Below are 208 nucleotides of genomic sequence, written 5' to 3'. Positions count from 1 at the left end.
CTGAGGTGGTCCCCGGATTTCGGACAGGCGGGTAAGCTCGGTTCGCCTGTGAGAAGGACGGACCCGGATGACGGGCAAGCGGACGCGGTATTCAGCGGATTTCAAGGCGAAGGTGGCGCTGGAGGCGCTGCGGGGTGAGCTGACGACGGCACAGCTGGCGGCGAAGCACGGCATTCACCAAACGATGGTGGGGGAGTGGAAGCGGCAG

Annotated in this window: 1 protein-coding gene; it reads left to right on the top strand. The window is 65.4% G+C overall.

The genetic code is table 11. The features are described from left to right. Positions 1 to 67: 67 nt before the first annotated feature. The coding region (locus Q7A36_RS41530) for a transposase (RefSeq protein ID WP_305109580.1) at positions 68 to 208 on the top strand (141 nt) is incomplete at its 3' end.

It is taken from the genome of Paracraurococcus lichenis (assembly GCF_030657435.1).
GTDB lineage: Bacteria > Pseudomonadota > Alphaproteobacteria > Acetobacterales > Acetobacteraceae > Paracraurococcus > Paracraurococcus lichenis.
Note: the sequence above shows the minus strand (reverse complement) of the source record. Positions and strands in the feature narration are given on the sequence as shown.